The 26,162-nt window shown below is 66.6% G+C and carries 21 protein-coding genes; 18 read left to right on the top strand and 3 right to left on the bottom strand.

Features of this window, described 5'->3' with window-relative positions:
* Positions 1 to 24 precede the first annotated feature (24 nt).
* The 4 genes from AC3A6Y_RS30780 to AC3A6Y_RS30765 all read left to right on the top strand — a co-directional run bounded on the left by AC3A6Y_RS30780 (position 25) and on the right by AC3A6Y_RS30765 (position 5,245).
* Positions 25 to 2,160: a cytochrome c biogenesis protein ResB gene (locus AC3A6Y_RS30780; RefSeq protein ID WP_487872010.1), complete on the top strand. Its 2,136-nt coding sequence runs from the start codon at positions 25 to 27 to the stop codon at positions 2,158 to 2,160.
* Entirely contained in the window at positions 2,157 to 3,473 is a 1,317-nt protein-coding gene (gene ccsB, locus AC3A6Y_RS30775; protein WP_487872009.1) for a c-type cytochrome biogenesis protein CcsB, read from the top strand. Before AC3A6Y_RS30780 ends, ccsB begins: the two co-directional genes overlap by 4 nt.
* Positions 3,474 to 3,589: 116 nt before the next feature.
* Complete coding sequence (gene msrP / locus AC3A6Y_RS30770; RefSeq protein ID WP_487872008.1) at positions 3,590 to 4,588, top strand: protein-methionine-sulfoxide reductase catalytic subunit MsrP; 999 nt, start codon at positions 3,590 to 3,592, stop codon at positions 4,586 to 4,588.
* A gap of 12 nt (positions 4,589 to 4,600) precedes the next feature.
* The gene (locus tag AC3A6Y_RS30765) at positions 4,601 to 5,245 is read left to right on the top strand and encodes a protein-methionine-sulfoxide reductase heme-binding subunit MsrQ (RefSeq protein WP_487872007.1); all 645 of its coding nucleotides are present in this window, start codon (positions 4,601 to 4,603) and stop codon (positions 5,243 to 5,245) included.
* A 6-nt stretch (positions 5,246 to 5,251) separates the two neighbouring features.
* Here AC3A6Y_RS30765 and lysA read toward each other — a convergent pair whose 3' ends face one another.
* The gene (gene lysA, locus AC3A6Y_RS30760) at positions 5,252 to 6,532 is read right to left on the bottom strand and encodes a diaminopimelate decarboxylase (protein WP_487872006.1); all 1,281 of its coding nucleotides are present in this window, start codon (positions 6,530 to 6,532) and stop codon (positions 5,252 to 5,254) included.
* On the bottom strand, positions 6,529 to 6,780 hold the full coding sequence (gene lptM / locus AC3A6Y_RS30755) for an LPS translocon maturation chaperone LptM (protein WP_487872005.1): 252 nt from the start codon (positions 6,778 to 6,780) through the stop codon (positions 6,529 to 6,531). Before lptM ends, lysA begins: the two co-directional genes overlap by 4 nt.
* Positions 6,781 to 6,792: 12 nt before the next feature.
* On the opposite strand from lptM, the gene cyaY reads away from it, so the two are divergent.
* Positions 6,793 to 7,125, top strand: a complete 333-nt coding sequence (gene cyaY / locus AC3A6Y_RS30750; protein WP_487872004.1) for an iron donor protein CyaY — start codon at positions 6,793 to 6,795, stop codon at positions 7,123 to 7,125.
* 6 nt (positions 7,126 to 7,131) lie between these two features.
* On the opposite strand, the gene AC3A6Y_RS30745 is transcribed toward cyaY, so the two are convergent.
* A complete protein-coding gene (locus tag AC3A6Y_RS30745; RefSeq protein ID WP_487872003.1) occupies positions 7,132 to 9,543 on the bottom strand; it encodes a penicillin-binding protein 1A in 2,412 nt (803 codons plus the stop codon).
* 243 nt (positions 9,544 to 9,786) lie between these two features.
* Here AC3A6Y_RS30745 and AC3A6Y_RS30740 point away from each other — a divergent pair, with 243 nt between their 5' ends.
* The 13 genes from AC3A6Y_RS30740 (at position 9,787) to AC3A6Y_RS30680 (ending at position 26,024) form a co-directional block, all read left to right on the top strand.
* Positions 9,787 to 10,866 (top strand): pilus assembly protein PilM, encoded by a 1,080-nt coding sequence (locus AC3A6Y_RS30740; protein WP_487872002.1) that lies wholly within the window; start codon positions 9,787 to 9,789, stop codon positions 10,864 to 10,866.
* Complete coding sequence (locus tag AC3A6Y_RS30735; protein WP_487872001.1) at positions 10,863 to 11,483, top strand: PilN domain-containing protein; 621 nt, start codon at positions 10,863 to 10,865, stop codon at positions 11,481 to 11,483. The genes AC3A6Y_RS30740 and AC3A6Y_RS30735 overlap by 4 nt, the downstream gene beginning before the upstream one ends.
* Before the next feature lie 8 nt (positions 11,484 to 11,491).
* Positions 11,492 to 12,166 (top strand): type IV pilus inner membrane component PilO, encoded by a 675-nt coding sequence (locus AC3A6Y_RS30730; RefSeq protein ID WP_487872000.1) that lies wholly within the window; start codon positions 11,492 to 11,494, stop codon positions 12,164 to 12,166.
* Positions 12,163 to 12,705 carry a pilus assembly protein PilP gene (locus AC3A6Y_RS30725; protein ID WP_487871999.1) on the top strand — a complete coding sequence of 181 codons (543 nt, stop codon included), beginning with the start codon at positions 12,163 to 12,165 and terminating at the stop codon, positions 12,703 to 12,705. The genes AC3A6Y_RS30730 and AC3A6Y_RS30725 overlap by 4 nt, the downstream gene beginning before the upstream one ends.
* Entirely contained in the window at positions 12,702 to 14,846 is a 2,145-nt protein-coding gene (locus AC3A6Y_RS30720; RefSeq protein WP_487871998.1) for a type IV pilus secretin PilQ, read from the top strand. The genes AC3A6Y_RS30725 and AC3A6Y_RS30720 overlap by 4 nt, the downstream gene beginning before the upstream one ends.
* A gap of 25 nt (positions 14,847 to 14,871) precedes the next feature.
* On the top strand, positions 14,872 to 15,417 hold the full coding sequence (locus AC3A6Y_RS30715; RefSeq protein WP_487871997.1) for a shikimate kinase: 546 nt from the start codon (positions 14,872 to 14,874) through the stop codon (positions 15,415 to 15,417).
* Between the two features lie 37 nt (positions 15,418 to 15,454).
* Positions 15,455 to 16,555, top strand: coding sequence for a 3-dehydroquinate synthase (gene aroB / locus AC3A6Y_RS30710; protein ID WP_487871996.1), 1,101 nt, complete (start codon positions 15,455 to 15,457; stop codon positions 16,553 to 16,555).
* Positions 16,556 to 16,571: 16 nt separating this feature from the next.
* Entirely contained in the window at positions 16,572 to 17,702 is a 1,131-nt protein-coding gene (locus AC3A6Y_RS30705; protein WP_487871995.1) for a deoxyguanosinetriphosphate triphosphohydrolase, read from the top strand.
* A 5-nt stretch (positions 17,703 to 17,707) separates the two neighbouring features.
* Positions 17,708 to 18,961 carry an MFS transporter gene (locus AC3A6Y_RS30700; RefSeq protein ID WP_487871994.1) on the top strand — a complete coding sequence of 418 codons (1,254 nt, stop codon included), beginning with the start codon at positions 17,708 to 17,710 and terminating at the stop codon, positions 18,959 to 18,961.
* Complete coding sequence (locus AC3A6Y_RS30695) at positions 18,958 to 19,533, top strand: DUF1415 domain-containing protein (RefSeq protein ID WP_487871993.1); 576 nt, start codon at positions 18,958 to 18,960, stop codon at positions 19,531 to 19,533. The genes AC3A6Y_RS30700 and AC3A6Y_RS30695 overlap by 4 nt, the downstream gene beginning before the upstream one ends.
* Entirely contained in the window at positions 19,530 to 20,396 is an 867-nt protein-coding gene (locus tag AC3A6Y_RS30690; protein ID WP_487871992.1) for a class I SAM-dependent methyltransferase, read from the top strand. Before AC3A6Y_RS30695 ends, AC3A6Y_RS30690 begins: the two co-directional genes overlap by 4 nt.
* A 7-nt stretch (positions 20,397 to 20,403) precedes the next feature.
* Positions 20,404 to 21,096, top strand: a complete 693-nt coding sequence (locus AC3A6Y_RS30685; RefSeq protein WP_487871991.1) for a transposase — start codon at positions 20,404 to 20,406, stop codon at positions 21,094 to 21,096.
* A gap of 185 nt (positions 21,097 to 21,281) precedes the next feature.
* Positions 21,282 to 26,024 carry a glutamate synthase-related protein gene (locus tag AC3A6Y_RS30680; RefSeq protein ID WP_487871990.1) on the top strand — a complete coding sequence of 1,581 codons (4,743 nt, stop codon included), beginning with the start codon at positions 21,282 to 21,284 and terminating at the stop codon, positions 26,022 to 26,024.
* Positions 26,025 to 26,162: the final 138 nt, after the last annotated feature.

The raw sequence follows: 26,162 nt of genomic DNA, 5'->3' as shown, positions 1-26,162 counted from the left end.
TTTTGCTTTCCACCTTCCGCTTCCATGTCAGCAGTCTCCACCCACGGCCTTCGCATTCGTCGCGGTCCCCATGCGGTCCGTGCGGGCGTGGAACTGCTGTCGTCGATGCGCTTCGCGATCGCGCTGCTGACGGTCATCTGCATCGCCTCGATCATCGGCACCGTGCTCAAGCAGCAGGAACCGGTCAACAACTACATCAACCAGTTCGGCCCCTTCTGGGCCGAGGTGTTCCGCGCGGCGCAGCTGGACTCGATCTACAGCGCCTGGTGGTTCCTGCTGATCCTGGCCTTTCTGGTGATCAGCACCTCTCTGTGCATCGCGCGCAACACGCCGCACATCTTCGCCGACCTGAAGAACATCAAGGAGAGCATCCGCGTCCAGAGCCTGCGCGCCTTCGGCCAGCGCGCCGAGACCCGGCTCGACGAGACGCCCGATGGTGCGGCCAACCGCATCGGACAGCTGCTCGCCGGCGGCGGCTGGAAGGTCAAGCTGCAGCACCGCGATGGCGACGGCTGGATGGTGGCCGCGCGCGCGGGCGGCGCCCACAAGCTCGGCTACATCGCGGCGCACGGTGCCATCGTGCTGGTGTGCCTGGGTGGCCTGCTCGACGGCGACCTGGTGGTGCGCGCCCAGACCTGGTTCAACGGCAAGAGCGTCTACACCGGCGGCGGGCTGATCGCCGATGTGGCGCCGCAGCATCGCCTGTCGCCCAGCAACCCCACCTTCCGTGGCAACATCCTCGTGCCGGAAGGAGGGCAGTCGAGCGTCGCCATCCTGAACCAGGCCGATGGCGTGCTGCTGCAGGACCTGCCCTTTTCCATCGAGCTGAAGAAATTCATCGTCGACTACTACTCCACCGGCATGCCCAAGCTGTTCGCCAGCGAGGTGGTGCTGCACGACCGCGCGACCGGCCAGCAGGTGCCGGCGCGCATCGAGGTGAACCACCCGGCCAGCTACAAGGGCATCGAGATCTACCAGTCCAGTTTCGATGACGGCGGCTCCAGCGTGAAGCTCAAGGCCGTGCCGATGGCGGCGGCGGCCAAGCCCTTCGAGGTCGACGGCATCATCGGCAACAGCTCGGAAATCACCAACGGCAGCGAGCGGCTGACGCTGGAGTACACGGCGCTGCGCGTGATCAACGTCGAGAACTTCGGCGACGCCGGCGCCATGGCGAGCGGTGCCGACGTGCGCAAGGTCGACCTGCGCAACGACCTCGAGTCGCGCCTGGGCGCGGCCAACAAGACCAACAAGCCCAAGGTGCTGCGCAACATCGGCCCGAGCATCGGCTACAAGCTGCGCGATGCCTCGGGCCAGGCCCGCGAGTACCAGAACTACATGGTTCCGGTCGACACCGGCGACGGCCAGCCGGTGTTCCTGCTCGGCATGCGCGAGCGGCCGGAGGAGCCCTTCCGCTACCTGCGCGTGCCGGCCGACGAGCAGGGCTCGATGGACGGCTTCGTGCGCATGCGTGCGGCCCTGGCCGACGCCGACATCCGCACGCGCGCCATCGAGCGCTACATCGCGCGCAGCGTCGATCCCAAGCGGCCCGAGCTGGCAGGGCAGCTGCGCATCTCGGCCGGCCGCGCGCTCGCGCTGTTCGCGGGCGCCGAGCGCGCCAAGGCCAACGCGGTGAGCAGCGGCGGCTGGCAGGCGATCGCCGAATTCATGGAGGCCAACGTGCCGGAGGCCGACCGGGAGCGGGCGGGCGCGGTGCTGGTGCGCATCCTCAACGACGTCCTGTTCGAGGTGCTGAACCTCAGCCGCGAGCAGGCGGGGCTGGCGGCGCTGCCGGCCGACGAGAAGGCGCAGGCCTTCCTCACGCAAGCGGTGCTGGCCGCCAGCGACGCCTACTTCTACCCCGCGCCGGTGGCGATGATGATGACCGACTTCAAGCAGGTCCAGGCCAGCGTGTTCCAGGTTGCCCGTGCCCCTGGCAAGAACATCGTTTACCTGGGCTGCCTGTTGCTGATCGTGGGCATTTTTGCCATGCTGTACGTCCGCGAGCGCAGGCTCTGGGTGTGGCTCGCCAAGGACGCGGGCGCCGGCGGCACGGCGGCCACCATGGCCTACTCGGTCAACCGCAAGACCATCGACAGCGACCGTGAATTCGAGCGCCTGAAAGACAGGCTGCTCGCCCTCAGCAAGGACAGTGGATCATGAACACCACCACCCTCACGCTCAACGAGAGCTGGTTCTCGCGCCGCAACGCCTTCGACTGGGTGTTCGCCGCCCTGGTCGTGGCCGGTGGCCTCTTCGCCTTCTCGCGCTACGCGGGCGCGATGGACATCTACGAGAAAGTCATCCTGCTGGCCACCATCCCCTTCGCCATTTGGCTGGGCTGGTTCTGGCGGCCGTTGCGCGTGCTGGCCATCGTGGTGGCCGCGGCGGCGCTGCTGGGCATCGCCTCCTACCAGGGCGACCTGGCGCGCGCCGACTCCGTGTTCTGGCTCAAGTACTTCCTGTCCAGCCAGTCGGCCATCCTCTGGATGAGCGTGCTCTTCTTCATGAGCACGCTGTTCTACTGGATCGGCTTCTTCGGCGGCCGTCAGGCCGACGCCATGGACCTGATCGGCTCCCGCCTGGCCTGGGCAGCGGTCACGATGGCGCTGATCGGCAGCATGGTGCGCTGGTACGAAAGCCACCAGCTGGGTCCGGACATCGGCCACATCCCGGTCAGCAACCTCTACGAGGTCTTCGTGCTGTTCTGCTGGCTGACGGCGGCCTTCTACCTGTACTTCGAATCGCGCTACGGCACGCGTGCGCTGGGCGCCTTCGTGATGCTGGTGGTGAGCGCCGCGGTCGGCTTCCTGCTCTGGTACACGCTGGTGCGCGAGGCCCACGAGATCCAGCCGCTGGTGCCCGCCCTGCAAAGCTGGTGGATGAAGCTGCACGTGCCGGCCAATTTCATCGGCTACGGCACCTTCGCGTTGGCGGCGATGGTCGCCTTCGCCTACCTCATCAAGGAGCAGGCGCAGGAGACGCGCTGGTACAAGCTCACGCCGATGTGGCTCCTGGGCGTGGCGCTGTGCTTCGTGCCGGTGGCTTTCCGCCAACGGGCGCAGGAAGCGGGCGGCAGCTACTGGTTTGTCTACGCGGCCCTCTCGGCGCTGATCGCCGCCGGCATCCTGCTGGGCCGCAGACGCATCGCGGCGCGGCTGCCGGCCAACGAGGTTCTGGACGACGTGATGTACAAGTCCATCACGGTGGGCTTCGCCTTCTTCACCATCGCCACCGTGCTGGGCGCGCTGTGGGCGGCCGATGCCTGGGGGGGCTACTGGAGCTGGGACCCGAAGGAAACCTGGGCGCTGATCGTCTGGCTCAACTACGCGGCCTGGCTGCACATGCGCCTGGTCAAGGGCCTGCGCGGCACCGTGGCCGCCTGGTGGGCCCTGGGTGGGCTGGCGGTGACCACCTTCGCCTTCCTGGGTGTCAACATGTTCCTGAGCGGCCTGCACAGCTACGGGACCCTGTAGCTGCGCGCCGGCAGCCGGGCGGCCCCCGGTGAAACCGATTGAACGCCCGGCGCGTAACCGAATCAGCATTGGGAACGAATAGATCCCGGTACGACAAAACACGCGAAAGGCGATTCATGTTGATTCGATCCAAGGACCAGGGCTCCATCCATCCGCATCCGAGCGAGATCACGCCGCGCGCGGCTTACGAAGGGCGCCGCGACATGCTCAAGCTGCTCGCCACCGGCGCGGCCGGCGCGGCCATGGCCTCGTGGGCCGGGCGTGAGGCACTGGCCCAGGCCGCCGCGCCGGGCAAGCTGGCCCCGCTGAAGGGCGAGAAGTCGTCGGTGGCCGGTGCGCAGACGATGGAGAAGCTCACCGAGTACAAGGACGCCACCACCTACAATAACTTTTACGAGTTCGGCACCGACAAGGGCGACCCGGTCAAGAATGCCGGCACGCTGAAGACCCGGCCCTGGACTGTCGAGGTCGAGGGGCTGGTCAAGAAGCCGGGCAAGTACGCGATCGAGGACCTGATCAAGCTCAGCGCGCAGGAAGAACGCATCTACCGCCTGCGCTGCGTCGAGGGCTGGTCGATGGTGATCCCGTGGGTCGGCTACTCGCTGGCCGAGCTCATCAAGCGGGTCGAGCCGCAAGGCAATGCCAAGTACGTCGAGTTCGTCACGCTGGCCGATCCCAAGACCATGCCCTTCGTCGGCTCGCGCGTGCTCGACTGGCCCTACGCCGAAGGTCTGCGCATGGACGAGGCGATGCATCCGCTGACGCTGCTCACCTTCGGCATGTACGGAGAGGTGCTGCCCAACCAGAACGGCGCGCCGGTGCGCATCGTGGTGCCGTGGAAGTACGGCTTCAAGAGCGCCAAGTCGATCGTCAAGATCCGCTTCGTCGAGAAGGAGCCGGGGACGGCCTGGAACAAGGCGGCGGCGCAGGAGTACGGCTTCTACTCCAACGTCAATCCCAACGTCGACCATCCGCGCTGGAGCCAGGCCACCGAGCGCCGTATCGGCGACGGCAGCGGGCTGTTCGCCAAGCGGCACAAGACGCTGATGTTCAACGGCTACGAGGCGCAGGTCGGCCAGCTCTACGCCGGCATGGACCTGAAGAAGTTCTACTGAACTGAGCCCATGATGAACAAGCTGCTGCTGCACCCGACTGCCAAGCCGGCGGTCTTCGTGCTGTGCCTGCTGCCTTTTGCCTGGCTGGCCTGGGGCGCGTTCACCGACGCACTGGGCGCCAATCCGGCCGAGTACCTGATCCGCTCGACGGGCGACTGGACCTTGCGCTTCATCTGCATCGTGCTGGCGGTCACCCCGCTGCGCGTGATGACCAAGACCAACGCCTTGGCGCGCTTTCGCCGCATGCTGGGCTTGTTTGCGTACTTCTACGTCGTGGTCCACCTGCTGAGCTACAGCCTGTTCGACATGGGCTTCGACATCCCGGAGATCGCCAAGGACATCGCCAAGCGGCCCTTCATCCTGGTGGGCTTCACGGCTTTCGTGCTGCTCACGCCGCTCGCGGCCACTTCCTTCAACCGCGCGATCAAGGCGCTGGGCGCGAAGCGCTGGCAGACGCTGCACAAGCTGGTCTACGTGATTGCCGGCCTGGGCCTTCTGCACTTCTTCTGGATGCGGGCCGGGAAGAACGACTTCGCCGAAGTCTTCGTCTATGCCGCCATCATCGGGGCGCTGCTCGGGTGGCGGGTCTGGAACTTCGCCAGGAGCAAGAAGGCACCGCGGCCCGCGCCAGGCGGGCGCGTGCAGCTGAGCAAGTGACGGCCTTCAGCGGTCGAACTGCTCGCTGCGCAATTGGTCCTCGATGCTTTCGCGGCGGCGGATCAGCGAGGCGCTCCCTCCGCTGACCAGCAGCTCGGCCGCGCGGCCGCGCGTGTTGTAGTTGCTGGCCATCGCCATCGAATAGGCACCGGCCGACAGCACCGCCAGCAGGTCGCCCGCCTGCACGTCGAGTGCGCGGTCGCGGCCGAGCCAGTCGCCACTCTCGCAGACCGGGCCGACAACGTCGTAGCTCACGGCCTCGCCCTGGCGCGGGGCGACGGGGACGATCCGGTGAAAGGCCTGGTACATCGCGGGCCGCGGGAGATCGTTCATTGCCGCATCGACGATGCAGAAGTTCTTGGCCTCGCCCGGCTTGGTGTAGAGCACTTCGGTCACGCACACGCCGGCATTGCCGACCAGCGAACGTCCCGGTTCGACGATCAGCCGGCGCTTGCCGAAGCCGCGCGCGTCGAGACGCGCGAGCAGCTGCTGCCACAACGCATCGGCCGTGGGCGGCGTGTCGCCGTTGTAGTCGATGCCCAGGCCGCCGCCGAAGTCCAGGCGATGCAGCGCAATGCCGGCCTTCTCGATGGCTTCGACCAGGTCGAGCACCCGTTCCAGCGCCTCGAGGTAGGGCGCGGCCTCGGTGATCTGCGAGCCGATGTGGCAGTCGATGCCGACCACCTGCAGGCCCTTCAGCGACGCGGCATGCCGATAGATGGCGAGCGCGCGGTCATGCGCGATGCCGAACTTGTTGCCCTTCAGGCCGGTGGAGATATAGGGGTGCGTTTTCGGATCGACGTTGGGATTGATGCGCACGCTGATTGCGGCACGGTGCCCCGTTTCGAGCGCGACCGCATTGAGCACGTCGATTTCTGCTTCGCTCTCCACGTTGAAGCAGCTGATGCCGGCCGCCAGTGCCTGCCGCATTTCCTGCTTTGTCTTGCCCACACCGGAGAAAATCACCTTGGACGGATCGGCGCCTGCCGCGAGGACACGCGCGAGCTCGCCGCCGGAGACGATGTCGAAGCCGCAGCCGGCCGCGGCAAAGACGCGCAGCACGCCCAGCGAAGAGTTGGCCTTGATGGCATAGCAGACCAGTGCGTCGCGCCCTTCGAAGCCGCGCTGGTACGCGGCCAGCGCGTCGAGCATCCATTGCTTGGAATAGACGAAAAGCGGCGTGCCGTGCTCGCGCGCCAAGTCTCGCAGCGCCACGCCCTCGACGTGCAGCGTGCCGTTCCGGTAGGCGATGTGGGGATGCCCGGGGAGGCGTTCGGGGTTCGTCACTTCGTTCCTTCGCGGGGCGCGGGCGCACTGCTGGGCGCGGCAGGGATGGGTGCGGCCGCTGCCCCGGAACGCGTAGCATCATCGGTGCTGCTCGAACCAGGCAAGAGCAGGCCCGGGAGCGTGGCGCGATTCTTCGCGGCCGGATCGGTAGGCAGGTAGAGCGCACCCTTCTGACCACAGCCCACCAGCGCGACCCCGACGAGCGCGAGGCCAATCGCGCTCACTAGAATTTGACGAACATTCAGCATGACGAAATTGTAATGACCGATCCCGAGTACATGGACCGCGCCGAGGCCGTGCTGGCCGCCATCGAACGCGGCTGCGACCGCATCAACGATGCGACCGATGCCGATATCGACAACCAGCGCGTGGGGGGGATGATCACCATCACCTTCCGCAACGGCAGCCAGTTGATCATCAACCTGCAAAAGCCTTTGCAGGAGATCTGGCTGGCAGCGCGCTCCGGTGGCTACCACTACCGCCACGACGGCCGCGCGTGGGTCGACACGAAGACGAGCGAGGAGTTCTTCGGCCAGCTGTCGCGCGAGGCGAGCGCACAGGCCGGCCTGCCGCTGCAGTTCACGGCCGGCTGAAGGCGATCAGTTGCGGAAGAGCTCGAGGATGCGGTTGCGCTCTTCCGGCGGCGGCGGCGCACCGATGGGCGCGCCGGAAATCGCCTCGACCGGCGGTGTCGGGCCGGCCTCGACGCCGAGATTCGCGACGCCGCGGCCTGGCGCATAGTCGTCGTAGTACCACTCGCCGCCCACGTTGACCACGCCGGCCGGGGCCGTGGCAGTCAGCTCCGTCACCGGCACGCCCTTGATGGCGGTCTCCATGTAGCTGATCCAGATCGGCAGGCTCAGGCCGCCGCCGGTCTCGCGGTCGCCGAGCTTGCGCGGCGTGTCGTAGCCCATCCAGGCCACCGCTGCCATCGTCGGCTGGAAGCCCGCGAACCAGGCATCCAGCGAGTCGTTGGTCGTGCCGGTCTTGCCGTAGAGGTCGGGGCGCTTCAGCGTGGCCTGCGCCTTGGCGGCGGTGCCGCTGCGGGCCACTTCCTGCAACAGGCTGTCCATGATGAAGGCGTTGCGTTGCGGGATGGCGCGCATCGTCTCGTTGAGCAGCGGCGGCTGCGTCTCCACGAGCACCTTGTCCTTGTGGTCGGTGATGCGCGTCACGAGGTAGGGATTGACGCGGTAGCCGCCGTTCGCGAACACCGAGTACGCGGTTGCCATCTGCATCGGCGTGACCGCGCCGGCACCCAGCGCCATCGGCAAGTAGGCCGGATGCTTCTCGCGCTCGAATCCGAAGTTGCCGATCCAGTCCTGCGCGTAACGCGTGCCGATCGACTGAAGCACGCGAATCGAAACCATGTTCTTGGACTTGGCGAGCGCGCGGCGCAAGGACATCGGCCCCTCGAAGTTGCCGTCGTAGTTCTTGGGCTCCCAGGGCTGGCCGCCGGTGGTGCCGGCGTCGAAGAACAGCGGCGCGTCGTTGACCACCGTCGCGGGCGTGAAGCCCTTCTCCAGTGCCGCCGAATAGATGAAGGGCTTGAAGCTCGAGCCCGGCTGGCGCCAGGCCTGCGTCACGTGGTTGAACTTGTTCTTGTCGAAATCGAAGCCGCCGATCATGGCCTTGACGGCACCGTCACGCGGATCGAGCGCAATGAAGGCACCTTCGACTTCCGGCAGCTGGGTGATCTCCCAGGTGTTCTTGGGCGTCTTGACGACACGGATCACCGCGCCGCGGCGGATCTTGATGTTGGGCGGCGCTTTGTCCGACAGGCCCGACTGCGCCGGGCGCAGCCCTTCGCCGACGATCTGCACGGTGTCGCCGTTGGCACGCACCGCATTGATTTCCTTGGCATTGGCCTTGAGTACCACCGCCGACATCACGTCGCCGTTATCGGGGTGCTCGGCCAGGGCGTCATCGACGGCCTCGTCCAATTCTTTGGGATCGTTGGGCAGGTCGACGAACTTTTCGGGGCCGCGATAGATCTGGCGGCGCTCGTAATCCATGATGCCCTTGCGCAGCGCCTTGTAGGCGGCCGCCTGGTCGGCAGCCACCAGCGTCGTGTAGACCTTGAGGCCGCGGGTATAGGTGCTGTCGCCGTACTGCGCGTACATCAGCTGGCGCACCGTCTCCGCCACGTATTCGGCATGCAGGCGGGTCGGGTCGGCGCCGTCGCGCAGGTGCAGCTCTTCCTTCTTGGCCTCGGCCGCCTGTTCGGCGGTGATGAAGCCGGCTTCCTGCATGCGGTCGATCACATAGAGCTGGCGCCCGCGCGCACGCGTCGGATTGTTGACCGGATTGTTCGCACCCGGCGCTTTCGGCAGGCCGGCGAGCATGGCGGCCTGAGCGATGCTGATGTCCTTGAGCGGCTTGCCGAAATAGGCTTCCGAGGCCGCCGCGAAGCCGTAGGCGCGATTGCCCAGATAAATCTGGTTGAGATAGATCTCGAAAATCTGGTCCTTGCTGAGCAGGTGCTCGAGCTTGAAGGTGAGCAGGACCTCGTAGATCTTGCGGGTCAGGGTCTTCTCGGAACTCAGATAGACGTTGCGCGCCACCTGCATGGTGATGGTGGAGGCGCCCTGGCTCTTCACCCTGTTCATGTTCGCGATCCCGGCGCGCAGCAAGCCCTTGTAGTCGACCCCGCCGTGATCGTAGAAGCGGGCGTCCTCGGCGGCCAGCACCGCGTCCTTCATGACTTTGGGAATGGTCGCGATCGGCGTCAGGTTGCGGCGCTCCTCGCCGAACTCGCCGATCAGGATGCCTTCGGAGGAGAACACACGCAGCGGCAGCTTGGGCCGGTAGTCCGCCAGGTCGGAGATGTCCGGCAGATTCGGATAAGCCACCGCCAGCGCCACGGCGACGACGCAGATCATGGACACCACACCGGCCGCGGCGATGCCCAGTCCCCACATCACGAAGCGCAGAAGCCAGGTCAGCCAGGCAGGGCGCTGGGGAGGCGGGGGAGTCTTGGCGGGCCCGTTGGGGCGAGTTTTTTCGGGCATGAAGCGAGGGTGAAGTCAGCCGCAATTATAAAAAGCGAGGTCCTCCGGGCGGCTCATCGAGGCTAGATAAAACCCAAGTACTCGCATTTGTGACGTAAGTTGTGAATCGCCGCTGTTACGTTCCCTTTTGACAACGCTTGGTGCCACAGTTCGGGCCAAGGCGCTTGGTTGGCGCCACACGTCCTGATAGCATGCAACCACACGCAAATATTTCCAATCGTTACAAACACAACGGGATATAACTTGGCTGCCTTGGGATCGCTGTTTAGCCGTCAACCCGCGCCGCTGCTCGGGTTGGACGTCAGCTCCTCCAGCGTCAAGCTGGTCGAGCTCGGCCGCGACGCCAGCGGCAAGTTGATTCTGGAACGTTGCGCGATCGAGCCACTGGAGCGCGGCTGGATCACCGATGGCAACGTGGAAAAGTTCGATGAAGTGGCCGAGGCGGTCCGTCGTGCCGTGCGCAAGAGCGGAAGCCGAACCAAGAACGCGGCCCTGGCCCTGCCTCCCTCAGCCGTCATCACGAAGAAGATCGTCCTTCCGGGCGGGATGAGCGAGCAAGAGCTCGAGATCCAGGTCGAGTCCGAGGCCAATCAATACATTCCCTTCTCGCTCGACGAGGTGAGTCTGGATTTCTGCGTCATCGGCCAGAGCGCCAGTGCGATGGGCGATGTCGAGGTCCTGATCGCCGCCTCGCGCAAGGAAAAAGTCCAGGATCGCCAGGGCCTGGCCGAAGCGGCCGGTCTCAAGGCGGTCATTCTCGATGTCGAGTCCTATGCGTCGCGCCTGGCAACGGCGCGGCTGATCGAACAGCTGCCCGGCCAGGGTCGCGACGCGGTGGTGGCGCTGTTCGAAGTGGGCGCCTTCACCACCAGCATGCAGGTGCTGCGCAACCAGGAAGTCCTCTACGACCGGGACCAGGCCTTCGGTGGTGCCCAGCTCACGCAGTTGATCGTTCGGCAGTACGGCTTTTCCGCCGAAGAGGCGGAGACCAAGAAGCGCAGCGGCGACTTGCCCGACGACTACGGATCGGGTGTGCTCAAGCCCTTCGTGGCGAGCATCGCGCAGGAAATTGCGCGGGCGCTCCAGTTCTTCTTCACCAGTACGCCGCACAACCGCGTCGACTACGTGTTGCTGGCGGGTGGCTCGGCCGCGCTGCCGGGCCTTACCAGCGCCGTGACGCGCCAGACCTCTTTCGCCTGCTCACTGGTCAATCCCTTCGATGGCATGGAGATCGGCAGCGGCATCCGCGAGAAGAAGGTCCGGCGCGAAGCGCCTTCATACCTGACCTCGTGCGGACTTGCCATGCGGAGGTTCCTGCAGTGATCCTGATCAACCTGCTCCCGCACCGGGAAGCTGCACGCAAGCGCCGCCGCGAAACCTTCTATGCCACCCTTGGCGCCTCGGCTGTGGCGGGCTTCCTGATCGCAGGCGGCGCCTTTCTCTGGTACCAGGCCCAGATCTCCAGCCAGCAGTCCAAGAACAGCTTTCTCCAGGCCGAGATCAAGAAACTCGAGTCGGAGATCAAGGAAATTTCGACGCTGCAGGCCGAAATCGCCGCCTTGCGCGCCCGCCAGCAGGCCGTCGAGGACCTGCAAGGCGACCGCAACATGCCCGTGCATCTGCTCAACGAGCTCGTGCGGCAGTTGCCCGATGGCGTCTACCTGACGAGCATGAAGCAGGACAACCAGACCGTCACGCTGCTTGGCCAGGCGCAATCCAACGAACGGGTCTCGGAGCTCCTGCGCAACCTGGGCAACAACAGCCCCTGGCTGGTCAAGCCGGAGCTGATCGAAATTACCTCCGGCAATGTCAGCCTGAGCGCGCGTGACCAGCGCCGCGTGGCGAACTTCACGATGCGTATCGGGCTCAAGCGGCCTACGGATGCGCAGAAGGCCGCGACCGGCGCAGGCGCGGCAACCTCCGCTGCAGGTAAAGGCTGAGCCTCATCATGGCAACCCAACGCGCATCCTCCAACATCGACATCGGCGCCGCCCTGCAGCGCTTCGGCGACCAGTTTCGGGGGCTGAATCCGAACGATCCCTCTATCTGGCCGCCGGTGCCGCGCTATGCGCTGTGCGTGTTGGTCACGGCCATGGTGCTGGTGGCCCTGTGGTTCGTCTGGCTTACCAACTCGAACGACGAGCTCGAGGCCGAGCGGGCCAAGGAAGTCGCGCTCAGGGCCGACTACCAGAAGAAGGTGGGTCAGGCTGCCAACCTGGAGCTGCTGAAGAAGCAGCGCGAGCAGGTGCAGCAGTACGTGACGCTGCTCGAAAAGCAACTGCCTAGCAAGGCCGAGATGGATGCCTTGCTCTCCGATATCAACCAGGCGGGCCTCGGCCGCAGCCTGCAGTTCGAGCTGTTCCGCCCGGGCCAGATCGTCGTGAAGGACTATTACGCGGAGCTGCCGATTGCGGTGCGCGTCACAGGGCGCTACCACGACATGGGTGCTTTTGCCGCCGACGTCGCCAATCTCTCGCGCATCGTGACCTTGAACAACCTGGCCGTGACCCCCGGCAAAGACGGCGTCCTGACGATGGACGCCACCGCGCGGACCTTCCGCTATCTGGACGAGGAAGAGCAGGCGGCACAGAAGCGCGCCGCGGCGGGAGCAAAAAAGAAATGAGCAGGCTTGCCTTTGTGCTGTGCATCGGTGCAGCGGCCGTCGGCCTGAGCGGCTGCATCGGCTCTGAACAGGATGAACTCCAGCAGTGGATGGCCGAGCAGCGGGCCCAGGTGCGCCCCACCGTGCCGCCCATCACAGAACCCAAGAAGTTCACGCCCCAGGCCTATACCGAAGGCAATGCGTTCGAGCCCTTCAACATGCAGAAGCTCACGCAGGCCCTGCGCCGTGATTCGGCCCAGCCGAGCACTTCGGGCCTCATCGCGCCCGAGCTGGCACGCCGCAAGGAGGCCCTGGAGGCTTTCCCGCTCGATTCGATGGCCATGGTGGGCAGCATGAACCGCAATGGACAGCCGGTGGCCCTGGTCACCGTCGACAAGCTTCTCTACCAGGTTCGGGTGGGGAACTATCTGGGACTCAACTACGGGCGCATCACCCGTATCAGCGAAACCGAACTCGCCTTGCGTGAAATCGTGCAGGACGCCGCCGGTGAATGGATCGAACGCGTGGCGACGCTGCAGTTGCAAGAGAGGTCGAAATGAAACCCAGGAATTCAAGGTTCGCGCAGTGGCTGCGCGTGGTCGGTGTCAGCCTGCTCGCGCTCGGCGCGGCCGCGGCAGCACATGCGCAGAACGCAATCGAGTCGGTGACCACCTCGATGCAATCGGGCGCCGAAGTCATCCGGATCGACCTGACTCAGCCGCTGGCCGCGGCGCCCACGGGCTTCGCCATCCAGACGCCGGCGCGCATCGCACTCGACTTCCCCGGCGTGACGAACGCCATCGGCCGTTCGGCGATCGACGTCAACCAAGGCAACCTCCGCTCCATCAACGTGGTGCAGGCCGGTGAGCGTACGCGCCTGGTGCTGAATCTCAAGCAGGCCACGGCGTACAAGGCTGAGATCCAGGGCAAATCGCTCCTGGTTTCTCTGGAGCCCGTCCCCGGTGCAGCGCTGGTCGCCTCGACGCCGCAGGCCTTCGCAGAGAACCGCAACCGCGACACCCTGCCGCTGCGTGACGTCGATTTCCGCCTGGGCTCGGACAACACCGGCCGCGTGGTGGTCGACCTGGCGAACAACCAGGTGGGTGTCGACATTCGGCAGCAAGGCCGCAACCTGGTCGTGGAATTCACCAAGTCGACGCTGCCCGAAGGCCTGCGCCGCCGCCTCGACGTCTCGGACTTCGGGACCCCCGTGCAGACCGTGACCACCCAGCAGGCCGGCGACCGCGTGCGCATGACCATCGAGCCCAAGGGCGACTGGGAGCACAGCGCCTACCAGAGCGAAAACCAGTTCGTGGTCGAGGTGCGCCAGCGCAAGGTCGACCCGACCAAGCTGACCCAGGGCGTGGGCTACACCGGCGAGAAGCTGTCGCTGAATTTCCAGAACATCGAGATCCGCTCCCTGCTGCAGGTGATCGCCGACTTCACAAACTTCAACATCGTGACCTCGGATTCGGTGACCGGCGCGCTGACCCTTCGCCTGAAGGACGTGCCTTGGGATCAGGCCCTGGACATCATCATGCAGGCCAAGAACCTGGGCATGCGCAAGAACGGCAGCGTGCTGTGGATCGCGCCCAAGGACGAGATCAACGCCAAGGAAAAGCTCGAGTTCGAGGCGCAGGCCGCGATCCAGAACCTGGAGCCGCTGCGCACCCAGTCCTTCCAGCTGAACTACACCAAGGCGGTCACGATCGCGCAGGGCCTCACGGGCACCGGCCAGGGCAGCAGCGGCGGCTCGGGCACCACCACCCGCATCCTCAGCCCGCGTGGCAGCGTGATCGCCGAATCGCGTACCAACCAGCTCTTCGTGTCCGACATCCCCTCGCGCCTCCAGCAGGTCGCCGAGCTGATCCAGAAACTCGACGTGCCGGTGCGCCAGGTGCTGATCGAGGCGCGCATCGTCGAGGCCTCCGACACCTTCGGCAAGTCGCTGGGTGTGCGGCTGGGCGGCGGCGTCGCCGGCGCCACGATCGGCTCCAACAATGGCCGTTCCGTCTTCGGCAACGTCGGCGCGATCCCAGCCGTGACCGCGGCAACCGCGACCACCCCGGCGAGCGCGCTGACCACCTTCACGAACTCGAACTTCGTGAACCTGCCCTCGACCGGCGTGGCCGGCAACGGCAACGCGCCCGGCACCTTCGCCATCTCGCTCTTCAACTCCAGCTTCTCGCGCATGCTGAACCTGGAAATCTCGGCCCTCGAAGCCGACGGCAAGGGCAAGGTGGTGTCCAGCCCCCGCGTGGTGACGGCCGACCAGACCAAGGCGCTGATCGAGCAGGGCACGGAGCTGCCCTATCAGGTCGCGACCTCCAGCGGCGCCACCTCGATCGCCTTCCGCAAAGCCAACCTCAAGCTCGAGGTCACGCCGCAGATCACGCCCGAAGGCAACATCATCCTCACGCTGGACGTCAACAAGGACACGGTCGGCCAAGCGACGACGGCGGGCTTTGCGATCAATACCAAGCACGTGCAGACCGAGGTGCTGGTCGAGAACGGCGGAACGGTGGTCATCGGTGGTATCTTCGAGCTCACCGAAACCAACGACGAATCGCGCGTGCCGGTGCTGGGTGAAGTGCCCTATGTGGGGGCACTGTTCCGCAAGCGCGAACGCGTTGCCAACAAGACCGAAATGCTCGTCTTTATCACCCCGAAGATGATTACCGACCGTAACGCCGCGCGCTGAAGCGCGCGGGCGTTCGCAGCACCGCGTGGCGGTCGCACTCGTCGGCCTCCCCGGCGCCGGAAAATCCGCGGTGGGCCGACGCCTTGCCCAACGGCTTCAGCTCCCCTTCATCGACAGCGATGACCTGATCGAGCGGCGCATCGGCTGTTCCATCCGCGACTACTTCGAGCGCGAGGGTGAGCAGAGCTTTCGCGATCTCGAGCAGACCGTGATCGCCGAGCTCGCGGCCTCGGCCCAGGGCATCGTCTCGACCGGCGGCGGTTCCGTGCTGCGCGAGGCCAACCGGGTCCAGCTGCGCACGAACTTCCACGTGATCTACCTGCACTCCTCCCCCGAGGACCTCTTCAGGCGCCTCCGCCACGATGTCAAGCGGCCGCTGCTGCAGGTGGCCGATCCGTTGGGCCGCCTGCACGAGCTTTACAGCGCCCGCGATCCGCTTTACCGCGAGGCCGCCCACGATGTGGTCGAGACCGGCCGGCCTTCGGTCGCGATGCTGGTGAACATCATCGTGATGCAGCTGGAGCTGGCCGGCCTCGTACCCCCCGGCTCCCGCGGCGATCCGCAGGGCTGAGCCGGCGCGCGGGCGCCGTGCGCCTAAACTCGGAGCCATGCGAGTGTCCGCCTCCCCCGAATGCGTCGAGATCCAGCTCGGCGAGCGCAGCTATCCGATCCTGATCGGCAGCGACCTGCTTGGCGACCCAGCCAATTTCACTGCCGTTCCCGCAGCCGCCACGGCCCTGATCGTCACCAACACCACCGTGGCGCCGTTCTATGGCGAAGCCCTGCGCCGGACGCTGGCAAGCCGCTTTCGGGCCGTGCATCTGCTGGAACTGCCCGATGGGGAGAGGCACAAGGACTGGCCCACGCTGAACCTGATCTTCGACGCCTTGCTGAGTCATGGCTGTGACCGCAAGACGGTTCTCTTCGCCCTCGGTGGCGGCGTGGTGGGCGACATGACCGGATTCGCCGCGGCCAGCTACATGCGCGGCGTGCCCTTCGTCCAGGTGCCCACCACGCTGCTCGCGCAAGTCGATTCGTCCGTCGGCGGCAAGACGGCGATCAACCATCCGCTCGGCAAGAACATGATCGGGGCGTTCTACCAGCCGCGCCTCGTGCTGTGCGACCTCTCCACGCTGGCCACGCTCCCGTCCCGCGAGCTCAGCGCGGGCCTGGCCGAGATCATCAAGTACGGCCCGATCTACGACATGGCCTTCTTCGACTGGATCGAGGCGAACATCGAAGCGCTGGTGGCTCGCGATCCGGTCGCGCTGGCCCATGCGGTCCGGCGCAGCTGCGAGATCAAGGCCGCGGTCGTCGGGCAGGACGAGCGCGAGACCGGGTTGCGGGCGATCCTGAATTTCGGCCACACCTTCGGCCATGCCATCGAGGCCGGCATGGGCTACGGCCGCTGGCTGCACGGCGAAGCGGTCGGATGCGGCATGGTCCTGGCCGCCCATCTGTCGCAACGCCTGGGCGGCGTCGATGCGGCCTTCGTCCGGCGGCTGTCGGCGCTGGTCGAGCGTGCGGGCCTGCCGGTAATCGCCCCCGCGCTCGGCGCCGAACGCTATCTCGAGCTGATGCGCATCGACAAGAAATCGGAAGCCGGCGAGATCCGCTTCGTGGTGATCGACAAGCCCGGCTCGGCCGTCATGCGCAGCGCCCCTGACGCCATCGTGCGCGAGGTGCTGGCGCAGTGCTGTGCGGACTGAATCGGGCAGCAGGGCGATGAGCCTGGCACGCTACGCCAGCCATCCGGCGCAGTCCCGCGGCCGGCGCCATGCCGAGGCGCCGGCCCCCACGCGCGACGCCTTCCAGCGCGACCGCGACCGCATCGTTCATTCCACGGCTTTCCGGCGCCTGGTTTACAAGACCCAGGTTTTCCTCAACCACGAGGGCGATCTGTTCCGCACCCGCCTCACGCATTCCCTCGAAGTGGCCCAGCTCGGCCGCTCCATTGCGCGCTCGTTGCGCCTCAACGAGGATTTGGTGGAAGCCATTGCGCTGGCGCACGATCTGGGCCACACGCCCTTCGGCCATGCGGGGCAGGACGCGCTGGATGCCTGCATGGTGGAACACGGTGGCTTCGAGCACAACCTGCAGAGCCTGCGGGTGGTGGATGCGCTCGAGCATCGCTATCCCCAGTACGACGGGCTCAACCTGAGCTTCGAAACACGCGAGGGCATCCTCAAGCATTGCTCGCGGGCCAACGCCGAGCGCCTGGAGGCGGCCGAGCCGGGTGGGGTAGGGCGGCGTTTCCGCGATCGCACGCAGCCGAGCCTCGAGGCGCAGCTGTGCAACCTCGCCGACGAGATTGCCTACAACGCACATGACATCGACGACGGCGTGCGTTCGGGGCTCATCGGCCTCGAGCGGCTGGGCGAGGTCGCGCTGTTCAACCGCTACCTGCGTGAAACGCTCGACGAGCATCCGCAGCTGCAGGGCCGGCGCGTGCTCTACGAAGCGATCCGCCGAATGCTGAGCGCTCAGGTTTACGACGTGATCGACGCCACGCACGGCGCGCTCGAGGCGGCAGCGCCCGCCGATGCGGATGCGGTGCGCCGTGCCGCGCCGCTGGTGCTCTTCAGCGAGACCATGCGCGCCCAGTCCACCGAGCTGAAGCAGTTTCTCTTCCGCAACCTGTATCGGCATCCGCGCGTCATGCAGACCACGAGCCGGGCGAAGGAGGTGGTGCGCGAGCTGTTCGCCGCCTACATCGACGATGCGCAGCAGATGCCGGCGTCCTACGCGCAGCGCGACGATCGCCATCGCGCGGTGGCCGACTACATCGCCGGCATGACGGACCGCTTCGCGATCCGTGAGCACGAACGCGTCACGGGACGGCCATGGAGCGAATGACCGCCATGTCTTCGAATGCACCCATTCCCGGCGCCACGCTGGCCGTGGTGCTGGCCGGCGTGGCCGCGGCCCTGCACCTGGGCAAGCTGCCGCCGGCAGTGCCCGCGCTGCAGGCGACGCTGGGCATCGACCTCGTCGAAGCGGGCTTCCTGCTGTCGCTGGTGCAGGTCGCGGGCATGTGCCTGGGCATCGTGTTCGGCTTGATGGCCGATGCCATCGGCTTGCGGCGCAGCATGCTGGCGGGCCTGGCCGTGGTGACGCTTGCAAGTGTGCTCGGCGGGCTCGTCGGAAGCACGGTTGATGCCGGCCCCGGCGCCATTCGCTGGCTGTTTGCGCTGCGCGCGCTCGAAGGCCTGGGCTTCCTGCTGGCGGTGATGCCCGGGCCCGGGCTGATCCGCTCGCTTGCGCCGCCGAGCGCAGAGAAGAAAGCGCTGGGTCTCTGGGGCGCCTACATGCCTTTCGGCGTGGCGCTCGCGCTCCTGCTCGGTCCGGCCTTGATCGCCTGGGGCGGCTGGCCGGGCTGGTGGTGGGTGTTGTCCCTGGTGTCGGCTGCCGCGGCGCTGTGGGTGCTGCTCGTCGTGCCCGCGGACAGGCCATCCGTTGCGCCGGGTACGCCGTCCCCTTCGGTCTGGTCGGCGCGCCTGTTCGATACGGCCCGCTCCAGCGGCCCCTGGACGCTGGCATCGGCCTTCGCCGTCTACTCCTCGCAATGGATGGCCGTGATCGGTTTTCTGCCCGCGATCTATGCCGACGCCGGCGTGCCGGCCGCCTGGAACGCGGCATTGACCGCGCTTGCCGCCGCGATGAACATCATCGGCAACGTCAGCGGCGGCCGCTTCCTGCAGCACGGCGTCGCGCCCGAGCGCCTGTTGCGCTGGGGTTTCGTCGCGATGGCGCTGGGCAGCGTCGCGGCCTTCGCGCAGATCGGCCCGGCCGGGGGCGCCGCGAGCCTGCCGCCTGCGCTGCGCTACCTCGCCGTGTGCCTGTTCTCGCTGGCCGGCGGAATGATTCCGGCGACGCTCTTCATGCTTTCCACCCGGCTTGCGCCAAGTCCCTCGACGGTCTCGACGACCGTGGGGATGATGCAACAGGCCTCCTCGCTCGGCCAGTTCATTGCCCCACCGGTGGTCGCCTGGATCGCCCATCGGGCCGGGGGCTGGCAATGGACCTGGCTCGTGACTCTCGCGTGTTCCATGGCCGGCCTGGCGCTGGCAGCACGCGTGGCGCCGGCGAGATCCCGCACGGGGACTGCGATATGAACGACCATCCTCTCATCACTGCCGAGGAAGCACGGGCGGACACGCAGCGCTGGCTCGAGCGTGCCGTGATCGGGCTGAATCTCTGCCCCTTCGCCAAAGCCGTGCATGCGCGAGGCCAGATCCACTACGCGCTCTACCTGCAGCGCGAGGAGGGCGGCTTGATCGATGCCTTGCTCGACGAGGCGCGCGCGCTGGCGGCCTGCGGCGCGTCAGAGCGCGACACCACCCTCCTGATCGCACCGAACACCTTGGCCGACTTCCTGGACTTCAACGATTTCACCGCGCGCGCCGAGCGCCGGCTGGCGCGCGCGGGCTTCGAAGGCAAATTCCAGCTGGCCAGCTTCCATCCGCGCTTTCAGTTCGCCGGAGCAGAGCCCGACGACATCACGAATGCGACCAATCGCGCCCCCTACCCGACGCTGCACCTGTTGCGCGAGGACAGCGTGAGCCGCGCCGTCGAGGCCTTCCCCGACGCGCAGGCCATCTTCGGGCGCAACATGCAGATCCTGCAGCAGCTGGGCGCCGAGGGCTGGTCGGCCCTGGACGTCGGGCCGGGCGGAGCGCCGCGATGAACGGAAAGGCCCTCGCCAAGGCCTCGAAGGCCGAAGCCGAACTGCAGGAGGTCCTGCGTCCTGGCCAGTCGATCGAGCTGTTGAAGGAACTGCACATCCTCACGCGCGAAGGACGGCTCAATCAGGACTCGCGCCGCAAGCTCAAGCAGGTCTACCACCTGTTCCAGTTCATCGAGAAGCTGCTGCTCGAGCTGCCGGAGGAGGGCGCGCACGCCACCCTGGCCGACCACGGCGCCGGCAAGTCCTATCTCGGCTTCATCCTCTACGACCTGTTCTTCGGCCGGCGCGGCGGGGGGCGTGTGTACGGCGTCGAAACACGGGCCGACCTGGTCGACAAGTCGCGCGCCCTGGCGAAGCTGCTGGGCTTCGATCGCATGGCCTTCCTCAATATCAGCGCGGCCGAATCCGCCGACGCGGCCGAGCTGCCGGCGCAGATCGACGTGGTGACCGCGCTGCATGCCTGCGACACCGCCACCGACGATGCCATCGCCTTCGGCCTCGCGAAGCAGGCGCGCTTCATGGTGCTGGTGCCCTGTTGCCAGGCCGAGGTTGCGGCATGCCTGCGCCAGACCAAGGCGCTGTCGCTCTCGCGCACGCCCCTGGCCGAGCTCTGGCGCCATCCCCTGCACACGCGCGAGATCGGCAGCCAGCTCACCAACGTCCTGCGCTGCCTCTATCTGGAGGCCAACGGCTACCAGGTCACCGTCACGGAGCTGGTGGGTTGGGAGCACAGTCTGAAGAACGAGCTGATCATTGCGCGCCGCACCGGCCAGCGCAAAGCCAGCGCCGCGGCCCGGCTCCAGGAACTGCTCGCCCAGTTCGGGCTGGAGTCGCTGCTGGAGACGCGCTTCCGCCCGGGCTGATCTCGCCATGGCCCGCCTTCCACGTCTCACGCTGGCCGAGCTGCCGCACCACGTGATCCAGCGGGGCAACAACCGCCAGGCCATCTTCGTCGACAACGCCGACCGCGAGATGCTGCTCGCGCTGCTGGGCGAGAACGCGGCGCGCTTCGGCATCGCGTTGCATGCCTACGTGCTGATGGACAACCACTACCACCTGCTGGCCACGCCGGCGAGCGCGGACGGGTTGCCGCTGTGGATGCAGGCCGTGGGCCGGCGCTACGTGCGCTACTTCAACGACCGGCACGGGCGGACCGGTACCCTGTGGGAGGGCCGCTACAAGTCCACGCTGATCCAGACCGAGCGCTACCTGCTGACCTGCATGGCCTACATCGACCTCAACCCGGTGCGCGCCGGCCTGGTCGCCGAGGCCCGCGACTTTCCCTGGTCCAGCCATGCGCACTACGCCGGGCTGCGCCACGACAAGCTGCTGACGCCGCATCCGCTCTACTGGTCGCTGGGCAATACGCCTTTCGCCCGCGAGGCCGCCTACGCCGAGATGGTGCGTGGCGGGGTGACGGGTGCCGACCAGACCCTGCTGACCGAGGCCACCCTGCACGGATGGGCGGCGGGAGATCGCGACTTCCTCGAAGCGCTTCAGAAGAACACGTCGCGACGCGTCCTGAAGGCGCGGCCGGGGCGTCCGCCATCGGACCGAGGCTGACTGAACAGCTGCGTCACGGGTCGCACGAAGGAGGCTGCGCCACGCCCCCTTAAATGTGTCCCTAATTTAAATCCGAGCCAAAGGCTCAGGATTTAATGGGAATCTGACCCCCAATAAAACACTTGGCATTGTTTGTGCAACGCAATATCCTTCCCCTCCCTGCGAAAAACTGAAGGAGCGCGCCCATGACGACGGCTGCCGAGATCGAGCATCTCCAACAACACGGTCTTTATTCCGCCGCCGACGAGCACGATTCGTGCGGCGTCGGCTTCGTGGCCCACATCAAGGGCGAGAAGAGCCACTCGATCGTCTTGCAGGGCTTGAAGATTCTCGAGAATCTCGATCATCGCGGCGCAGTGGGCGCTGACAAGCTGATGGGCGATGGCGCCGGCATCCTGATCCAGCTGCCGGACGTCCTCTACCGCGACGAGATGGCCAAACAAGGCGTGGCGCTGCCCCCGCCCGGCGAATACGGCGTCGGCATGATCTTTCTGCCCAAGGAGCACGCATCGCGCGAAGCCTGCGAGCAGGAACTGGAGCGCGCCGTCAAGGCCGAAGGCCAGGTGCTGCTGGGCTGGCGCGACGTGCCGGTCAACCGCGAGATGCCGATGTCCCCGGCCGTGCGCAAGAAGGAACCGCTGCTGCGCCAGATCTTCATCGGCCGCGGCAACGACGTCATCGTGCAGGACGCGCTGGAGCGCAAGCTCTACGTGATCCGCAAGACTGCCAGCGCGGCCATCCAGCGCCTGAAGCTCAAGCACAGCAAGGAGTACTACGTCCCGAGCATGTCGAGCCGCACGGTGGTCTACAAGGGCCTGCTGCTGGCCGACCAGGTCGGCACCTACTACCTCGACCTGCAGGACAAGCGCTGCATCTCGGCCCTGGGCCTGGTGCACCAGCGCTTCTCGACCAACACCTTCCCCGAGTGGCCGTTGGCCCACCCGTACCGCTACGTCGCCCACAACGGCGAGATCAACACCGTCAAGGGCAACTACAACTGGATGAAGGCGCGCGAGGGCGTGATGTCCTCGCCGGTGCTGGGCGCCGACCTGCAGAAGCTCTACCCCATCAGCTTCGCCGACCAGTCCGACACCGCCACCTTCGACAACTGCCTCGAACTGCTCACCATGGCCGGCTACCCGATCAGCCAGGCCGTGATGATGATGATTCCCGAGCCCTGGGAGCAGCATGCGACCATGGACCCGCGCCGCCGCGCCTTCTACGAATACCACGCGGCCATGCTGGAGCCCTGGGACGGTCCGGCCTCGATCGTCTTCACCGACGGCCGCCAGATCGGCGCCACGCTCGACCGCAACGGCCTGCGCCCGTCGCGCTACTGCGTGACCGACGACGACCTGGTCATCATGGCCTCCGAGTCGGGCGTGCTTCCCGTGCCCGAGCAGAAGATCGTTCGCAAGTGGCGCCTGCAGCCCGGCAAGATGTTCCTCATCGACCTGGAGCAGGGCCGCATGATCGACGACGAGGAGGTCAAGGCCACCCTCGCCAACAGCAAGCCCTACAAGCAGTGGATCGAGAACCTGCGCATCAAGCTCGACAGCGTCCAGGCCGAGGCCGTGCAGCCGCCGCTGAGCCAGGTCCCGCTGCTGGACCGCCAGCAGGCCTTCGGCTACACGCAGGAAGACATCAAGTTCCTGATGAGCCCGATGGCCGCCGCCGGCGAGGAGGGCATCGGCTCCATGGGCAACGACAGCCCGCTGGCCGTTCTGTCCAACAAGAACAAGCCGCTCTACAACTACTTCAAGCAGCTGTTCGCGCAGGTCACGAACCCGCCCATCGACCCGATCCGCGAGGCGATCGTGATGTCGCTCGTGTCCTTCATCGGGCCGAAGCCGAACCTGCTGGACATCAACCAGGTCAACCCGCCGATGCGGCTGGAGGTGAGCCAGCCCATCCTCGATTTCGCCGACATGGCGAAGCTGCGCGACATCGGCACCTACACCCAGGGCAAGTTCAAGAGCTACACGCTGGACATCACCTATCCGCTCGCCTGGGGCGAGGAGGGCGTCGAAGCCAAGCTGGCCTCGCTGTGCGCCGAGGCGGTCGACGCGATCAAGGGCGGCCACAACATCCTGATCGTGAGCGACCGCGCGGTCAGCGCCACGCAGATCGCCATCCCCGCGCTGCTCGCGCTCTCGGCCATCCACCAGTACCTGGTGCGCGAGGGGCTGCGCACCACCGCCGGTCTGGTGGTCGAGACCGGCTCGGCGCGCGAGGTCCATCACTTCGGCGTGCTCGCCGGCTATGGTGCCGAGGCTGTGCATCCCTATCTGGCGATGGAAACGCTGGCCGCCATGCACGAAGACCTCTCGGGCGACCTCAGCGCCGAGAAGGCGATCTACAACTACGTCAAGGCGATCGGCAAGGGCCTGTCCAAGATCATGTCGAAGATGGGTGTCAGCACCTACATGAGCTACTGCGGCGCCCAGCTCTTCGAGGCCATCGGCCTCAACAGCGACACGGTGGGCAAGTACTTCACCGGCACCGCCAGCCGCGTCGAGGGCATCGGCGTGTTCGAGATCGCGCAGGAAGCCATCCGCATGCACCAGGCGGCCTTCGGCGACGACCCGGTGCTCGCCCACATGCTGGACGCCGGCGGCGAATACGCCTGGCGCACCCGCGGCGAGGAGCACATGTGGACGCCGGACGCCATCGCCAAGCTGCAGCACAGCACGCGCGCCAACAACTTCAACACCTACAAGGAATACGCGCAGCTCATCAACGACCAGAACCGGCGCCACCTCACGCTGCGCGGCCTGTTCGAGTTCCGCATCGACCCGGCCAAGGCGATTCCCGTGGACGAGGTCGAGCCCGCGAGCGAGATCGTCAAGCGTTTCGCCACCGGCGCCATGTCGCTGGGCTCGATCAGCACCGAGGCGCACTCGACGCTTGCCGTGGCCATGAACCGCATCGGCGGCAAGAGCAACACCGGCGAGGGCGGCGAGGACCCGGCGCGCTACCGCAACGAGCTCAAGGGCATTCCCATCAAGCGGGGCGACACGCTCAAGAGCGTGATCGGCGAAGCCAACGTCGAGGTCGACCTGCCGCTGGACGACGGCGACTCCCTGCGTTCGAAGATCAAGCAGGTGGCCTCCGGCCGCTTCGGGGTCACGGCCGAGTACCTCTCGTCGGCCGACCAGCTGCAGATCAAGATGGCGCAGGGTGCCAAGCCCGGCGAAGGCGGCCAGCTGCCCGGCGGCAAGGTCTCCAACTACATCGGCCAGCTGCGCTACTCGGTGCCCGGCGTGGGCCTGATCTCGCCTCCGCCTCACCACGACATCTACTCCATCGAGGACCTGGCCCAGCTGATCCACGACCTGAAGAACGTCGCGCCGCATGCCAGCGTCAGCGTCAAGCTGGTGAGCGAGGTCGGCGTGGGCACCATCGCGGCCGGGGTGGCCAAGTGCAAGAGCGACCACGTCGTGATCGCCGGCCATGACGGCGGCACCGGCGCCTCGCCCTGGTCCTCGATCAAGCATGCGGGCAGCCCCTGGGAAATCGGCCTGGCCGAGACCCAGCAGACCCTCGTGCTCAACCGCCTGCGCGGCCGCATCCGCGTGCAGGCTGACGGCCAGATGAAGACCGGCCGCGACGTCGCCATCGGCGCGCTGCTGGGCGCCGATGAGTTCGGCTTCGCGACCGCGCCGCTGGTGGTCGAGGGCTGCATCATGATGCGCAAGTGCCACCTCAACACCTGCCCGGTCGGCGTCGCCACGCAAGACCCGGTGCTGCGCAAGAAGTTCTCGGGCAGGCCCGAGCACGTGGTGAACTACTTCTTCTTCGTCGCCGAGGAAGTGCGCCAGATCATGGCGCAGCTGGGCATCCGCAAGTTCGACGACCTGATCGGCCGTGCCGACCTGCTCGACACCCGCAAGGGCATCGAGCACTGGAAGGCCCGCGGCCTGGACTTCAGCCGCCTGTTCGCGCAGCCCAACGTGCCGGCCGAGGTGCCGCGCTTCCACGTCGAGGCGCAGGACCACGGCCTCGCCAAGAGCCTCGACAACAAGCTGATCGAGAAGTCGCGCCCCGCCATCGAGAAGGGCGAGAAGGTGCAGTTCATCGAGGTGGCGCGCAACGTCAACCGCTCGGTGGGCGCCATGCTCTCCGGCGCGCTGACCAAGGTGCATCCGCAGGGCCTGCCCGACGATTCGATCCGCATCCAGCTCGAGGGCACGGGCGGCCAGTCCTTCGGTGCCTTCCTGGCGCGCGGCATCACGCTGTATCTGATCGGCGACGCCAACGACTACACCGGCAAGGGCCTCTCGGGCGGCCGCGTGGTGGTGCGCCCCAGCCTGGACTTCCGCGGCGAGGCCACCCGCAACACCATCGTCGGCAACACCGCGCTCTACGGCGCGACCACCGGCGAGGCCTTCCTGAGCGGCGTCGCGGGCGAGCGCTTCGCCGTGCGCCTGTCGGGCGCCACCGCGGTGGTCGAAGGCACGGGCGACCATGGCTGCGAATACATGACCGGCGGCACGGTGGTCGTGCTGGGCAAGACCGGGCGCAACTTCGCAGCCGGCATGAGCGGCGGCGTTGCATTCGTCTACGACGAGGACGGCCAGTTCGCCTCGCGCTGCAACCTGGCGATGGTCTCGCTGGACAAGGTGCTGACCTCGGCGGAGCAGACTGCCAGCGTGCATCGCAAGATCTGGCACGAGGGCGAGACCGACGAGGCCAGGCTCAAGAAGCTGCTGGAAGACCACCACCGCTGGACCGGCAGCAAGCGCGCGCGCGAGTTGCTCGACACCTGGGCCGTGGCGCGCACGCGCTTCGTCAAGGTCTTCCCGAACGAGTACAAGCGCGCTCTGGCCGAGATCCACGACCGCAAGGTCGAGCTCACCAGCAGCGGCAACAACGCGCATGTGGGCCTCGAGCCGCACGCGGTCGTCAACAAGCCGGTCACGGCCTGAGCAAACAACAACTCTTCACACGCCGTGCGGTCTCTCCACGTATGACGCCCTCTCCCTTCGGGGAGCATCGCGGAACCGGCTTTGCCGGGCCGCTGGTGCTGCCACCGGAAGGGGGGAGGCGGCTACACGAGGCGAGCA

The organism is Variovorax sp. Soil_C_17, from assembly GCF_057657265.1.
Note: the sequence above shows the minus strand (reverse complement) of the source record. Positions and strands in the feature narration are given on the sequence as shown.

Bases quoted from the DNA above. Each gene is read 5' to 3' on its own strand.
- AC3A6Y_RS30780 (WP_487872010.1), top strand. From the start codon at position 25: ATGTCAGCAGTCTCCACCCACGGCCTTCGCATTCGTCGCGGTCCCCAT.
- ccsB (WP_487872009.1), top strand. From the start codon at position 2,157: ATGAACACCACCACCCTCACGCTCAACGAGAGCTGGTTCTCGCGCCGC.
- msrP (WP_487872008.1), top strand. From the start codon at position 3,590: ATGTTGATTCGATCCAAGGACCAGGGCTCCATCCATCCGCATCCGAGC.
- AC3A6Y_RS30765 (WP_487872007.1), top strand. From the start codon at position 4,601: ATGAACAAGCTGCTGCTGCACCCGACTGCCAAGCCGGCGGTCTTCGTG.
- lptM (WP_487872005.1), bottom strand. From the start codon at position 6,780: ATGCTGAATGTTCGTCAAATTCTAGTGAGCGCGATTGGCCTCGCGCTC.
- cyaY (WP_487872004.1), top strand. From the start codon at position 6,793: ATGACCGATCCCGAGTACATGGACCGCGCCGAGGCCGTGCTGGCCGCC.
- AC3A6Y_RS30745 (WP_487872003.1), bottom strand. From the start codon at position 9,543: ATGCCCGAAAAAACTCGCCCCAACGGGCCCGCCAAGACTCCCCCGCCT.
- AC3A6Y_RS30730 (WP_487872000.1), top strand. From the start codon at position 11,492: ATGGCAACCCAACGCGCATCCTCCAACATCGACATCGGCGCCGCCCTG.
- AC3A6Y_RS30725 (WP_487871999.1), top strand. From the start codon at position 12,163: ATGAGCAGGCTTGCCTTTGTGCTGTGCATCGGTGCAGCGGCCGTCGGC.
- AC3A6Y_RS30720 (WP_487871998.1), top strand. From the start codon at position 12,702: ATGAAACCCAGGAATTCAAGGTTCGCGCAGTGGCTGCGCGTGGTCGGT.
- aroB (WP_487871996.1), top strand. From the start codon at position 15,455: ATGCGAGTGTCCGCCTCCCCCGAATGCGTCGAGATCCAGCTCGGCGAG.
- AC3A6Y_RS30705 (WP_487871995.1), top strand. From the start codon at position 16,572: ATGAGCCTGGCACGCTACGCCAGCCATCCGGCGCAGTCCCGCGGCCGG.
- AC3A6Y_RS30700 (WP_487871994.1), top strand. From the start codon at position 17,708: ATGTCTTCGAATGCACCCATTCCCGGCGCCACGCTGGCCGTGGTGCTG.
- AC3A6Y_RS30695 (WP_487871993.1), top strand. From the start codon at position 18,958: ATGAACGACCATCCTCTCATCACTGCCGAGGAAGCACGGGCGGACACG.
- AC3A6Y_RS30690 (WP_487871992.1), top strand. From the start codon at position 19,530: ATGAACGGAAAGGCCCTCGCCAAGGCCTCGAAGGCCGAAGCCGAACTG.
- AC3A6Y_RS30685 (WP_487871991.1), top strand. From the start codon at position 20,404: ATGGCCCGCCTTCCACGTCTCACGCTGGCCGAGCTGCCGCACCACGTG.
- AC3A6Y_RS30680 (WP_487871990.1), top strand. From the start codon at position 21,282: ATGACGACGGCTGCCGAGATCGAGCATCTCCAACAACACGGTCTTTAT.